Annotated in this window: 10 protein-coding genes; 3 read left to right on the top strand and 7 right to left on the bottom strand. The window is 69.5% G+C overall.

The genetic code is table 11. From position 1 onward, the window contains the following. Positions 1 to 32: 32 nt before the first annotated feature. Positions 33 to 1,337 carry an aspartate aminotransferase family protein gene (locus tag A37U_RS0101405; protein ID WP_020494813.1) on the top strand — a complete coding sequence of 435 codons (1,305 nt, stop codon included), beginning with the start codon at positions 33 to 35 and terminating at the stop codon, positions 1,335 to 1,337. A 61-nt stretch (positions 1,338 to 1,398) separates the two neighbouring features. On the opposite strand, the gene A37U_RS0101400 is transcribed toward A37U_RS0101405, so the two are convergent. The 3 genes from A37U_RS0101400 to A37U_RS0101390 all read right to left on the bottom strand — a co-directional run bounded on the left by A37U_RS0101400 (position 1,399) and on the right by A37U_RS0101390 (position 5,088). Further along, on the bottom strand, positions 1,399 to 2,136 hold the full coding sequence (locus A37U_RS0101400) for a S1 family peptidase (RefSeq protein WP_026196772.1): 738 nt from the start codon (positions 2,134 to 2,136) through the stop codon (positions 1,399 to 1,401). A gap of 80 nt (positions 2,137 to 2,216) precedes the next feature. Next, on the bottom strand, positions 2,217 to 4,493 hold the full coding sequence (locus tag A37U_RS0101395) for a S9 family peptidase (RefSeq protein WP_020494811.1): 2,277 nt from the start codon (positions 4,491 to 4,493) through the stop codon (positions 2,217 to 2,219). A gap of 67 nt (positions 4,494 to 4,560) precedes the next feature. Beyond that, complete coding sequence (locus A37U_RS0101390; RefSeq protein ID WP_020494810.1) at positions 4,561 to 5,088, bottom strand: DUF4232 domain-containing protein; 528 nt, start codon at positions 5,086 to 5,088, stop codon at positions 4,561 to 4,563. 243 nt (positions 5,089 to 5,331) lie between these two features. Between A37U_RS0101390 and A37U_RS0101380 the strand changes: the two genes are divergently transcribed. Continuing rightward, positions 5,332 to 5,724 (top strand): hypothetical protein, encoded by a 393-nt coding sequence (locus A37U_RS0101380; RefSeq protein WP_020494808.1) that lies wholly within the window; start codon positions 5,332 to 5,334, stop codon positions 5,722 to 5,724. 38 nt (positions 5,725 to 5,762) lie between these two features. Here the strand turns inward: A37U_RS0101380 and A37U_RS0101375 are convergent, their stop codons facing one another. From A37U_RS0101375 to A37U_RS0101365, 3 genes are all read right to left on the bottom strand, one after another. Then, complete coding sequence (locus A37U_RS0101375; protein ID WP_020494807.1) at positions 5,763 to 6,554, bottom strand: IclR family transcriptional regulator; 792 nt, start codon at positions 6,552 to 6,554, stop codon at positions 5,763 to 5,765. A gap of 64 nt (positions 6,555 to 6,618) precedes the next feature. Continuing rightward, positions 6,619 to 7,980: an MFS transporter gene (locus tag A37U_RS41920; protein ID WP_020494806.1), complete on the bottom strand. Its 1,362-nt coding sequence runs from the start codon at positions 7,978 to 7,980 to the stop codon at positions 6,619 to 6,621. A gap of 15 nt (positions 7,981 to 7,995) precedes the next feature. Next, positions 7,996 to 9,267 (bottom strand): hydroxyacid-oxoacid transhydrogenase, encoded by a 1,272-nt coding sequence (locus A37U_RS0101365; RefSeq protein ID WP_020494805.1) that lies wholly within the window; start codon positions 9,265 to 9,267, stop codon positions 7,996 to 7,998. Positions 9,268 to 9,382: 115 nt separating this feature from the next. Between A37U_RS0101365 and A37U_RS0101360 the strand changes: the two genes are divergently transcribed. Next, positions 9,383 to 12,241 carry an FAD-binding and (Fe-S)-binding domain-containing protein gene (locus A37U_RS0101360; protein WP_020494804.1) on the top strand — a complete coding sequence of 953 codons (2,859 nt, stop codon included), beginning with the start codon at positions 9,383 to 9,385 and terminating at the stop codon, positions 12,239 to 12,241. Here the strand turns inward: A37U_RS0101360 and A37U_RS0101355 are convergent. Further along, positions 12,228 to 13,031, bottom strand: a complete 804-nt coding sequence (locus A37U_RS0101355) for an IclR family transcriptional regulator (RefSeq protein WP_020494803.1) — start codon at positions 13,029 to 13,031, stop codon at positions 12,228 to 12,230. The two genes, A37U_RS0101360 and A37U_RS0101355, sit on opposite strands and share 14 nt — an antisense overlap. Positions 13,032 to 13,051: the final 20 nt, after the last annotated feature.

Below are 13,051 nucleotides of genomic sequence, written 5' to 3'. Positions count from 1 at the left end.
GTTTTCCCCGAGCGGCCGGATGGGAGCACGAATTGGACGAACAGGAATTCTGGCGGCACGCCGCGAACCACCTTGTCCGGTATGGCGGCGGTTTCACCCCGCGCATCATCGAGCGGGCAGCGGGTTCGTATGTCTACGCCGCCGACGGGACCGCGATCCTGGACTTCACCTCCGGGCAGATGAGTGCCCTGCTCGGGCACTCGCATCCGGATGTGGCCCGGACGGTCGCCGAGAGCGCGGCGAGCCTGGATCATCTGTACTCCGGAATGCTGAGCAGGCCCGTGGTCGAGCTGGCGCGACGGCTCGCCGAGACGCTGCCCACCCCGTTGAGCCGGATGTTGTTGCTCAGCACCGGGGCCGAGGCCAACGAGGCGGCCATCAAGATGGCGAAGCTGTACACCGGCAACTACGAGGTCGTCGCCTTCGACCGGTCCTGGCACGGAATGACCTCCGGGGCGGCGGGCGCCACGTTTTCCGCGGGACGGCGCGGTTATGGTCCGGCGACGCCGGGAAACCTGACACTGCCCACGCCCAATGCCTATCGTTCCCCGTTCCGTGCGGCGGACGGCTCCTATGACTGGGAAGCCGAGCTCGAGTACGGGTTCGGGCTCATCGATCAGCAGTCCTCGGGCAACCTCGCGGCCTGCCTCGTGGAGCCGATCCTGTCCTCCGGCGGCATCATCGAACTGCCCGAGGGATATCTCGCCCGGCTGCGCGAGTACTGCACCGAGCGCGGGATGCTGCTGATCCTCGACGAGGCGCAGACCGGTTTGGGACGCACCGGGACCATGTACGCGTTCGAGCGCGACGGTGTCGTCCCGGACCTGCTCACCCTGTCCAAGACGCTCGGCGCCGGGTTGCCCGTGGCGGCGGTGCTGACCTCCGAACGGATCGAGCAGACCTGCTACGACCGGGGATTCCTGTTCTTCACCACGCATGTCTCGGATCCGCTCCCGGCCTCGGTCGCGCTGACCGTGCTGACCGTGCTGGAGCGGGACGCCCTGGTGAGCCGTGCGCAGTCGCTCGGTAAACAGCTGACCGAGCGACTGCTCGAGCTTCGGGACCGCTACGAGGTGGTCGGCGATGTGCGCGGCCGTGGCCTCTTGCAGGGCATCGAACTGGTGACGGACAAGTCGAGCAGGGCTCCGGCCGACCGGCTCGGCCAGCAGGTGACCGCCGCCTGCCTCGAGCGTGGGCTGCACATGAACATCGTGCAATTGCCCGGCATGGGCGGGATCTTCCGGATCGCCCCGCCGCTGACGATCGAGGAGAGCGAGCTGCACACCGGCCTCGATCTGCTCGAGTCCGCACTGCGCGCGGTGCTCGCCGCGCCCTGAGAGTTCGTTGCCGGAGGCCCCGTCGCGCAGCAGCTGGCGTCATCGTGCAATGAACGCCGAGTCAGTGCCGGATCGTGTCCCGGATCCAGTTCAGCTGCCGGGACACATCACCGGTTCCGGCGATGCTGGCGCGGTCCGAGCTGTTGAACACCCCGAGAAGGGTGTCGGCCCGCCCGGGACCCGTCGACATCACCGGCCCGCCGGAATCACCGCCCGCGGGAACGCCGGAAACGGACACCGAGCAGAAGTCCGGTCCGTTCGGGATCGCGAACCCTTGGCAGCGCTTGTCCGTGGCGGGCAGGACGCGCAACTCGGACTGCCGGAGCACATCGGACTGACAGCTGTTCTCGTCCCCGGTGCAGGTGGCGCCCCAGCCCAGTTGCCGTACCGCCTGACCCGGTTCGACCGGGCCGGAGGCGGGGAGCTTCGCGGGACTGACCGGCATCGAGGGCACCTTGATCAGCATCAGGTCGGCGACGTTCGAGCCGTTGCGGCTGTTCTTGACCGGATGCACCGGTTTCCCGGTGCGCTGGTCCAGGCTGCCGACCCGGAATTCGATGCGCGAATCGGCGATCGGCTCCGCGTGTTCGAAGAAGCAGTGGGATGCGCTGATGATCCATTCCTTGCTGATCGCGGTTCCGGTGCATTCCGGTTTGCCGTCCACCAGCATGCGCACCGCCCACGGTCCGTGGGTGCTGACCGATCCGCCGATGACCGCGGCCGCCGGGGCGGTGGCGGCGAGGGCACCCAGCAGCGGAATCGACGACAATACCGCGAAGGCTCGAAGACGCCTCGACATGATTCTGGATCCCCTCTCGTCCGTTCACCTGATAGCAAGGACGTCTGCCCGGCCGTGAGGTTGCTCCGGTACGCCGGAAATCAGCCACCCAGGAGCTCGCCGAGCCGTTCGGGATCGAGCGGGATGTCGGCGATGCGGTAGTCCGGTGGAGTGGCGCCCATCAGGTGCCGGACGAAGTAATCCCAGCGGCGCCGCATCCAGTAGGCCGCGTGCACCAGCATGCTGTGATCGGCGTTCGGGACGATGAGCAGGTCGAAGTCCTTGTTCGCGGTCATCAGCGCGTCCGCCAGGCGCATCGTCAGATGCGGGGTGACGTTGTCGTCCATCTCGCCGTGTATCAGGAGGAGCTTCCCCTCGAGGTTGCCGGCGAGCGAGACGTTGGCGTGCGCTGCGAAGTCGAACTCGTCCGCCGGTCCGTAGTATTTCTCGCCCCACATGGCGTGGTAGATCCGATCGTCGTGATCGCCCGCCGAGGACACCGCGACCCGATAGAAGTCCGGTTCCTGCAGGATCGCCCTCGTCGAGGCGTAGCCGCCACCGGAATGGCCGAAGATACCGACCCGGTCGAGGTCCAGCCACGGCCGGGTTTCCGCGAGCTGCCTGATGGCCGCGACGTGGTCCTCGATGTACTCGTCATCACCGGCCAGCCGTGCGTGGTCCTGAAAAGCCTTGTGCCGCAACGGAGTTCCCCGGCCGTCGATCGCGACGACGGCGAACCCGAGCGCGGCGAAGACGGTTCCGGACTGGGCCACGGTCAGGACACCGCCGGAGAGCGGGAAGCGCAGCGGGGCGCTGCATGCCTGTGGGCCGGGGTAGATCTCGTCGAGGACCGGGTACTTCCTCCCCGGGTCGAAGTCGAAGGGTTTGTACAGCGCGCAGTAGATGTCGGTGACCCCGTCCGCCGCTTTCACCACTACGCGTTCGGCGGGCGTGAAACCGGCGGCATAGAGCGCCGAGGCGTCCGCCGGTTCGAGTTCGCGCACGATCGCTCCGCTCGCGTCGCGGAGCACCGAGACGGCGGGGATATCGAAGCGGGACATGACATCCACGAAGAACCGGCCCGACCGGCTGGGGTGCGTGTCGTGGTCCAGACCGTCGGCGGTGAGCGCGGTGATCTGGCCGCCGTCGAGCGAAACCGAGTACAGCTCCTGCAGATACACATCGGTTCCCGGCTCCCGTCCGGAGGCGGTGAACAGCACCCGGCGGCGCTCCTCGTGCACGCCGACGATCTTGCGCACCAGCCAGTCGCCGGAGGTGACCGCGCTGACCGTGCCGTCTTTCCGGTGCAGATAAAGGTGCCCCCAGCCGCTGCGCTCGGACCACCACAGCACCTCCCCGGAGGCGAGTACGTGCACGGTGCGGCCGAGGAAATCGGGGCCGTGCTGGACGGTGGTGTCGCTGGATTCCTCGAGCAGTTCGGCGACCGCACCGGTTTCCGGTTCGCACTCGTACAGTCGCGCCGTCCGCTCGGTGCGGTCTCCGGCCAGCCAATGGATTCTCGTCCCCGCCTCGTTCCACCAGAGGTGGCCGCGCAGGATCGTGGACAGGAACGGCATCGGGAACGGTTCGCAGTCCGCCCGCGTCACGGCACCGGTCTCGGCTTCGAACACGAAGTACTCCGCCATGCTGACCGTGGCATCGCCGAGCATCGCGTAGCGGTAACTCATCGGCTTCGGCCGTCCGCCGTCGAACGGAGTGGAACGCACGAGGTGCATCAGGTCCAGCTCGCGCTGATCGAGCCGGTGGGTGACGAACCGTTTCGAGTCCGGGGACCACGCGATCAGCGGTGGCATGCTGAATCCGAGATTCTCCTGCATCACCAGGAAACCACCGGCCTCCGGCATGCTCGCGTAGGTGTACGCCTGCACGCCGTCGGTGGTGAGCAACCGTTCCGCATCGGTTGCGGTGTCCCGGATGCAGAGATCATAGCCGCGGAATCCCACCGCCCAGCGGCCGTCGGGGGACAGGGTTTCACCGCCACGTGCCGGGCCGTGCACGGTGGCCGCGTAGGTGTCCAGCGATACTTCGATGCGTTGTCCCCCGAGCACGAACCGCACCGCGCCCTCGTGGAATTCGATCGCGGCGAACGGCAGCGCCGACGGATCGGCCGGTTCACCGGTGAGTTCGCCGAGCGCTTCGGCGAGCCGGGCATGGTCGAACGCGGGCCGCCGCTGTCCCGCTGCCGCGTCCACGAAGACGAATTCGCTGCCCTCGGGCGTCTTGTTCCGGTACCAGAAGGTCTCGGTGTGCTGAATCCAGTTCGGCCGCACCCGCGGTGTCCGGACCAGTTTGTCCAGATTGTGCGGTAACAGTGCTTCGGCCCTTGCATACCGCTCGGCCAGCTCGGGAGGGGTCATGTGCAGCGACGGTAGCGAGCACCGGTCCTCCGGTAAATATCCCGGCCGGACGTGTTCGGGCGAATCCTCAGGCGCCCGCCTCGATCGGACCCACCTGGGTGCCCTTGTCCACCTCCATACCGCCCTGGGCCGCGCCGGTGCTCGGGATCGCGCCACCGGGCGCGCCGAGGGTGAAGCTGACCCCGTCCACGGGCGCACCGCCGGGAGTGTCGGGGGTGCTGATGTCGAAGTGCACCGGTTTGCCCGGGCCGAAGGTCACGGGGGCCCGCGGGTCGCCATAGGTGGTGGCGCTGACCCCCGCGGGACCGGCGCCCTGGGAGAAGATCAGGTCCTGCGGGGAACCCTGCAAGGTGCAGGGGGCGTAGCCGGGAGCGGCGGTCAGCGTGACCCGGTAGTGCCGCTGGCCCGCGCTGGGGTGGTCGGTCTTGATGCTCGCCTGGTAGTTCGCCGGACGGCAGGACGAGGGCGCAGGCGAGTCGGCGTGTCCGGGGGCGGTCGCTGCCACCGCGTCGACGGCGAACGGGCTCAGCACCGCGGCGGCGGTCAGGCTGGTGGCGGCGATCGCGCGGCGGGCGAAGGCGGTGGTGCTGGTCATGTCAACCCCTCACTTTCCATGCATCAGGTCTTGCCGGTTTCTCACAACCACAGATGCGTGGCCGCCCCCGAGGGTGGGCCCGGAATGTCATGAACCACCGGGGAGCAACCCGGGCGGCCGCCAGACGTCATGCGGGTTGTCACCGATTCGAGTGCTCGCCTTGCCCGTGCGGACCGGCGATTCCGCACGGGTCACCGGAAGTCTCTACGATCCGGTGCGAACCGGAATCGAGGAGACGATCGTATGAAGGCAAGGATCCTGTGCTGCGCCGCCGTCACGGTGGCCGTCATCGGGACCGTTTCGGCTTGTTCGAATCCCACGGGGAAATCCTGGGCGATCAGCTACGAGGTCACCGCACCGGACGGCGGAACCCTTTCGGCGGTGGGCTATTCCGCCTCGCCCGATCGGTATCAGGACAAGGTTTCGGACTTCACGGTGACCGGCCCGGTCGGGCTGCCGTGGAAGGAGCCGAACGCCATCGTCAGTGCCGGAAAGGACGCCAAGGTGACCGCCACCCCGACGGGGCAGGCACTGCTGAGCTGCCGGATCCTGCTGGATGGCACGAAGGAACTCGCCAAGGCCACCGCGCCCGCTCCCGGCAAACCGGTGAACTGCAAACACCGCACGGATTCCTGATCAACGGCAGATGGATCAATGAGGGCACGGGGTAGCGGCTAGAAACTGTGCCCGGGCGGCAGCAGCGTCGCGATCTCCTTCGCGGCGGCGGCGACGAGCGGGCCGAGTTCGGCGAACCGCTCGTCCGGTACCCGCACCGCGGGGGCCTGCACGGCGACCGCGGCGCGCGCCCGGCCCGCGCTGTCCAGGATCGGGGCACCCGCACAGCGCACCCCGAGCACGGACTCCTCGTCGTCGGTGCTCCAGCCGCGCGCCCGGATGGTGTCCAGTTCGGCGCGCAGGGCCTTCGCGGTGGCGTATGTCTTCTCGGTGACCTTGGTGAGCCGTGGTGTGCCGTGCAAGGTCTGGTGCTCGGCATCGGAGTTGTTGGCCAGCAGCGCCTTGCCCATGGAGGAGGCGTGCAGTGCGATGCGGGTGCCCGGCGGCTGGGTGAACCGCAGCGGCTGCGCGGATTCGACCCGCTCCACGACCACGACCTCGGTGCTCCCGGAGAGCACGCCGAGGTTCACCGATTCACCGGTCTGCTCGGCGAGCCGCTGCAGTACCGGGTACACCACGTCGAGGCCGAAGTTGTGCTGGGCGGCCTGGCCGAGCAGCAGCGCGCCCGCGCCGAGGTAGTAGTGCTCGTTGTCCTCGTTCTGCGCGAGGTACCCCTCGGCCACGAGCGCCCGCACGATGCGGTGGGTCGTGCTGAGGTTGAGCCCGAGTTCCCGTGCCACGGCCCCGACACCGAGATCGCCTCGGTGATCGCGGAACAACCGCAACACGGCGAACGCGCGGGCCACGGTCTGGGTACCGGCCACCCGGCCGCCCGCTTCCGGGGTGCTCATGCTGCTGGCCTCCTCCTTGCCTGATGGCAGCAGCCTACCGTGCGCCCCGGAACGGGCGTCCGGATCAACCGTTCGCCGGCGTGCTCCGCAACTGCCCGGCGCGGTCTGCTTCGGTCTGCTCCGCGGGATCGGCCCTGCGGATGAGCACCGTGGACACCAGGCTGAGCACCATGGTGACCAGCAGATAGGTCAGCACGAAGCCGTAGCCACCACCGCCGAGACTGACCAGATAGGCCAGCAGCAGCGGGGTGAGGCCGGAGGCCACGATTCCGGAGAGCTGGTACACCAGCGAGATCCCGGTGCACCGGACCGAAGTGGGGAACAGTTCGGCGTAGAAAGCCGCCTGTGGCCCGTACACCAGCGGATAACAGATGCCGAGCACCCCGATCAGTGCGAGGATCGCCGCGACCGTGTTCGCCTGATTGAGCAGTACGAAGGCGGGGAAAGCCCCGATTCCGGTCAGCACGAGACCGAGCCCGAACACCCGTTTGCGCCCGTACCGGTCGGATGCGCTGCCGAACAGCGGGATGCAGATCGCCATCACCGCGGCGGCGGCGAGCACCGCGAGCAGCAGTGGCTGGCGATCCATGCCGATGGTGCCGGTGCCATAGGAGATGGCGAACACCGCCCAGGTGTTGAACGAGACACCCTCGTGCAGCCTGCTTCCCATGCCCAGCAACAGGTTCCGCCGACTGGCGCGGTCACGCAGCAGGTCCATCGCCGGGATGGTGGCCTTCGCCTGGTTGCTCTCCATGGTGCGGAACGCCGGGGTCTCCACCACGCGCAGCCGGATGAACAGGCCGATCAGCACCAGCAGCGCGGAGAGCCCGAACGCGAGCCGCCAGCCCCAGGACAGGAAAGCGTCCCCGGGCATCGCCGCGTTGAGCAGGGCGAACACTCCGGTTCCCAGTACCAGTCCGGTGGCGAGTCCCAGTTGCGGGAAACTGCCGTAGAAGCCGCGTTTCCGGGCGGGTGCGTATTCCACGGCGAGCAGCACGGCGCCGCCCCATTCGCCGCCGATCGCCACACCCTGGATCAGCCGCAGCACCACCAAAATCAGCGGTGCGGCGAGACCGATCTGGGAGTAGGTGGGCACGATGCCGATCGCCACCGTGGCCGCGCCCATGATGAGCATGGTCGCCACCAGGGTGCGTTTGCGCCCGAGCTTGTCACCGATGTGCCCGAAGATCAGCCCGCCGATCGGCCGGGCGACGAAGCCGAGCGCGAAGGTGGCGAAGGAGAGCACCGTGGAGACCACCGGGTTCCCGCTCGGGAAATAGAACCGGTTGAAGATGATCCCCGCCGCGGTGCCGTAGAGGAAGAAGTCGTACCACTCGACCGTCGTGCCGATCACGCTCGAGGCGACCACCGTGCGCAGTTGACGCTGTGTCTGCCGCTGCGTCGCATTGTCCGGGACAGCAGTCATCGCGGTCTCCCTGAATCACAGTGACTGCTCGAAGATGCGGGTCAGCGCCTGCCGGTCCACCGGCCGGGGCACCACCGCCAGTTGCCTGGTCTGCTTCAGCGTGCCCTCGGCGAGGGTGTCGATGTCGTCGGCGGTGTAACCGAACGCGCGCAGCCCCGATGGCATCCCGATATCGGTCATCAGCTCGGTGAGCACGGCGGGCAGTGCCTCGGCACCGTCGGTCTTGGTGAAGGTGCGCCCGGAAAGCAGTTCGGCGGCCCGCAGGTGGCGTTCCGGATCAGCCGGGTAGGTCCAGCGGAACACCGCGGGCGCGGTGGCCGAGACCGCCTGGCCGTGCGGCACCATCGGCATCTGCGGGTACCCGGCGGCGTGGTATTCGCGCACCGCCCCGGCGACCGGGTAGGCGTTGGCGTGCGGCAGATGGGTGCCCGCGTTGCCGAAACCGGTGCCCGCGTAGGTGGAGGCCAGCGCCATGTTCGTGCGCGCGGCCAGATCGCGGCCGTTGCACACCGCGGCCCGCAGGTGGGCGCCGACGAGCCGCAGCGCCATCTCGCACCACACATCGCTGATCGGGTTGGAACCGCAGAAAGCGGGGCGGCGCATGGGATCCTCGGGCGCGGCCTTCGCGTCGTAGCGCACCGCCGTGTAGCTCTCCAGCGCGTGCGAGAGCACATCCATGCCACTGGCCGCGGTCACCTCGGGCGGCAGGGTGAGCAGGGTCCTCGGGTCCACCACGGCCAGGCTCGGCCGGAGCTTGGCATGGCTCACCCCGGCCTTGAGGTGCAGGCCCAGGAAGTCGATCACGCAGATGGTCGTGGATTCCGATCCGGTTCCCGCCGTGGTGGGCACCGCGATCAGCGGTTTGAGCGGCAGCCACGGTGCCTTGCCGCCGCCGATCGGCGGAGTGACGAAGTCCAGCAGTTCCCCGGGATGCGTGGTGAGCAGGTTGACCGCCTTCGCGGTGTCGATGGCCGATCCGCCACCCACGGCGACGAAGCAGTCCCATTCGCGTTCCCGTGCATAGGAGACGGCTTCGGCGATGCTCTCATCGGTCGGTTCCACACCGACCCGGTCGAACACCTCGGCCTTGACCCCGGCCGACAGCAGGCTTTCCTTGATCTGGTCGGGAATTCCGGTCTCCTGCACGGCCGGATCGGTGAGCACCAGGCAGCTGCCCGCGGCCATCGCCGCGACCTCCGCGCCGATCTCGTCCAGTGCGCCCGCCCCGAATTTGAGCGGCGGGGCGGCCCAGGTGAAAACGCTTTCGTTGGTGCGGATTTCCGGCATCGTCGACGGCTCCAATCGTTGACACTATATGGGAGACACACCCACTATGTGACATAGACCGTAAGGCGTGAGACGGCGTTCGTAAAGGGCCGGGCGGAAAGTCAGGAGATCGGCAATGGTGGCGACAGCGAAACACATTCAGGCGTTCGGCGGCGAACTGGCCGCGGTGCTCGAGGGGACCGTGCGCACCGACACCATGGCACGGGCGCTGTACTCCACCGATGCCTCGAACTACCGGCACATCCCGCTCGCGGTGGTCGAACCGGCGAGCACGGAGGATGTGCTGGCTATCCTGGAACGGTGCGCCGCGTACGGTCTTCCCGTGCTGCCGCGCGGGGCGGGCACCAGCATCGGCGGCCAGGCCAGCAACGCGGCCGTGATACTGGACTGCACTCCGCGGTTCAACCAGATCCTCGAGCTCGATCCGGAGCGTGCCGTGGCCAGGGTGCGGCCCGGTCTGGTGCTGGACCGGTTGCGGGACCGGGCGGGCGCGCACGGGCTGACCTTCGGCCCGGACCCGTCCACGCACAGCAGGTGCACGCTCGGCGGGATGATCGGTAACAACGCCTGCGGTTCGCATTCGGTGGCATGGGGGATGACCGCGGACTCGGTGCGCTCCTGCGAGGTGGCGCTGCCCGATGGCACGGTGACCGAACTGGGGCCCACCACACCCGAACAGCTCGCCGCGCTGTGTGCCCGCCAGGACCGGATCGGCGAGTTGTACCGGGACCTGCGGCGGATCGCGGAACGTGAACAGGCGGCGATCCGGGCGGCCTTTCCGGAGCTGCCCAGGCGTGGTTCGGGGTACCGGCTCGACGCGCTGCTCCCGGAGCACGGCTTCGACCTGGCCCGCGCCTTCGTGGGGACCGAGGGCACCTGCGCCACACTGCTCAGCGCCACCGTCGACCTGGTCCGGGTACCGCGGACCCGGGCGCTCGTGGTGCTCGGCTTCGCCGACCCGATCGCCGCCGCGGACGCCGTCCCGGCGCTGCTCGGGCTGCCGGTGCTGACCGTGGAGGGCATCGACGAGCAGCTGGTGCGGGCTTTCCAGGAGCGCACCGGGGTGCGCGGGGAACTGCCCGAGGGCGGTGCCTGGCTCTACGTCGAGGTCGGCGGCGCGGACCAGGGCGAGGCGGCCGAACAGGCGCGGCTGGTGGAGAAGGCGATGACCGGGGCGGGTACCGGGGCGCTGGTGGTCACCGAACCGGCGCGGCAACGGCGGCTGTGGCGGATCCGCGAGGAGGGCGCCGGGCTCGCGACCCGGCTCGCCGACGGCGCGGAAGCGTGGTCGGGCTGGGAGGACGCCGCGGTGCCACCGGAGCGGCTGGGTTCCTACCTGCGCTCGTTCACCGAACTGCTGGGCGAACACGGCAGGCGGGGCACCGTCTACGGGCACTTCGGCGAGGGCTGCCTGCACGTGCGCATCGATTTTCCGTTCACCGAGCCGGACGGATCGGCCCGGTACCGGGATTTCCTCACCGCGGCCGCGGATCTGGTCGTGGCGCACGGCGGATCGCTTTCCGGGGAGCACGGCGACGGGCAGGCGCGCGCGGAGCTGCTGCCCAAGATGTACCCGCCCCGGATCATCGATGCGTTCGGCGCGTTCAAGGCCGCCTTCGATCCGGACGCGCGGATGAATCCCGGCCGGATCGTGGACCCGGCCCCGCTGGACGCGGACCTGCGCCCCGTTGTGGCCCCCGCGACGCTGCCGACGCGCGCGGAGCTCGCGCTGCACGCGGACGGCGGGGACCTCGCCGCGGCGAGCAGGCGCTGTGTCGGTGTGGGGAAATGCCTCGCCCCGTCCGGTGGGGTGATGTGCCCGAGCTACCGGGCGACCGGTCAGGAGCAGAACTCCACCCGCGGCCGAGCGCGGCTGCTGTTCGAGATGCTGAACGGCGAGGTGATCACCGAGGGCTGGCGGTCACCCGAGGTCGGTGCGGCGCTCGACATGTGCCTCGGCTGCAAGGGCTGCAAGACCGACTGCCCGGTCGGGGTGGACATGGCCGCCTACAAGGCCGAGTACCTCAACCGGCGCTACCGCGGGCGCCCGCGCCCGATGAGCCACTACGCGATGGGTGCGCTGCCGCAGTGGCTGCGCCTGGCCGCCCGCGCGCCCCGGATGGTCAACGCGGTGACCGGCTCCCGGTTCGCCCCGCTGCTGAACCGGGCGGGCGGCCTCGCCCCGGAGCGCGCGATCCCCGCACTGGCCGGGTGGACCCTGCGGCAGTGGTGGGCTCGCCGCCCGGCACGCGCGGGCGGGGACACCGTGCTGCTGTGGCCGGACACCTTCACCAACCACTTCGATCCGGAGATCGGCCAGGACGCGGTGGCCGTACTCGAGGAGCTCGGGTACCGGGTAGTGCTGCCGCAGCGGCCGGTGTGCTGCGGGCTGACCTGGTACAGCACCGGGCGCTTCGAAGCGGCGCGGCGGCGGCTGCGGTCCACCCTGGACACGCTGGAGCCGTGGCTGCGTGCCGGGGTTCCGGTCGTCGGCCTGGAACCCAGCTGCACCGCGATGCTGCGCGCCGACGCGGCCGAGCTACTGCCCGATGATGAGCGGGTTCCCCTGCTCGCCGGATTGACCAGGACCTTTGCCGAGCAGACCGGTGCGGCCATCGAGCAGCGCGCGCCACGGGGCGAGGGCACCGTGCTCAGCCAGGTGCACTGCCACCAGCACGCGGACCTCGGTTCGGCACCCGATCGCGCCCTGCTGGAACAGCTCACCGAGCAGGTGACCGTCCTCGAGGGCGGCTGTTGCGGGCTGGCCGGGAACTTCGGCTTCGAACGCGGGCACTATGAGGTGTCGGTGGCCTGCGCGGAACAAGAGCTGCTGCCCGCCATGCGCGCGGACGGTACGAGCGAGGTGCACGCCGACGGGTTCAGCTGCCGTACCCAGATCCGCCAGCTCGGCGAGCGGGAACCGGTGCACCTGGCCAGCCTCGCCGCGCGGGCGCTCGGGGTCAGCGCGACATGATCCGGTCCAGCGGGATGAACCGGGCGATCTCCTTGGCCGCGGTCACCACGCGCGCGCCCAGCTCGCGCACCCGATCCGAGGGCATGCGCACCGTCGGCACCTGGATCACCAGCGCGGCCTGGGCGCGGCCGTCCGCGTCGAGCACCGGGGCGCCCACGCAGCGCACCCCCGCCACGTTCTCCTCCTTGTCGGTGCTGTAGCCGCTGCGCCGGATCTTGGCCAGCTGCCTGGCCAGTTCCGCGCGGCTGGCCACGGTTCCCGGCGCGAGCGGTTCGAGGCGTTCCGGGAGGCCGTCCAGATAGGCGTCCGCGTCCGGTGAGTGCGCGAGGATGGCCTTGCCGGATGCGGTGCTGTAGAGCGGGAACCGGGCCCCGACGCGCTGTTCGAAGCGCAGCGCGAGGGTGGACTGCACGCGCAGCATGACCACCGACTCGGATTTCTCCCGCACCGCGAGGTTCACCGATTCCTCGGTCTCGGCGTTCAGCGCCTCCAGGATCGGCAGCGATTTGTCCAGCCCGAAACCCTGCTGTGCGGCCTGGCCGAGCAGCACGGTGCCCGCCCCGAGGTAGTAGGTGTCGGTGCGCGGATCGTGCGCCACGAGCCCTTCCGCGAGCAGCGCGCGCACCATCCGGTTCGCGGTGCCGGGAGAGAGGCCGAGCCGGGTGGCGATGCGGTTGACCGAGAGCGCGCCGCCGTCCTCCGCGAGCAGCTTCAGCGTGCCGAGCGCGCGCCGGATCGCCTGGGTCCCCGCGGGCGCCGCGGGGGAATCGTCGTGGTCAGCGGAGGTCATGCAGGCAAGGTACCGCGTTG

The organism is Sciscionella marina DSM 45152 (assembly GCF_000379465.1).
Taxonomy (GTDB): Bacteria; Actinomycetota; Actinomycetes; order Mycobacteriales; family Pseudonocardiaceae; genus Sciscionella; species Sciscionella marina.
This window is presented reverse-complemented; position numbering and strand designations above follow the sequence as displayed.